The following is a 213-nucleotide window of genomic DNA, read 5'->3' as shown; positions in this document are numbered from 1 at the left end:
CAACAAGAAGAACAAAAACGTCAGGCTGATGAACAAGCTCGTAAGCAACAAGAAGAACAAAAACGTCAGGCTGATGAACAAGCTCGTAAGCAACAAGAAGAGCAAAAACGTCAGGCTGATGAACAAGCTCGTAAGCAACAAGAAGAGCAAAAAGCACAGCAAACTCAAACACAACCTACCTCAGGAAATACTAGTAGTGCATATTACAAAAAT

1 pseudogene is annotated in these 213 nt (G+C 40.4%); it reads left to right on the top strand.

Annotated features, from left to right (window positions below):
* A pseudogene (locus tag MR167_RS32725) lies at nt 1-213 on the top strand (excalibur calcium-binding domain-containing protein); the annotation flags it as partial.

This window comes from Bacillus cereus group sp. BfR-BA-01355 (assembly GCF_022663675.1).
Taxonomy (GTDB): Bacteria; Bacillota; Bacilli; order Bacillales; family Bacillaceae_G; genus Bacillus_A; species Bacillus_A thuringiensis_S.
Note: the sequence above shows the minus strand (reverse complement) of the source record. Positions and strands in the feature narration are given on the sequence as shown.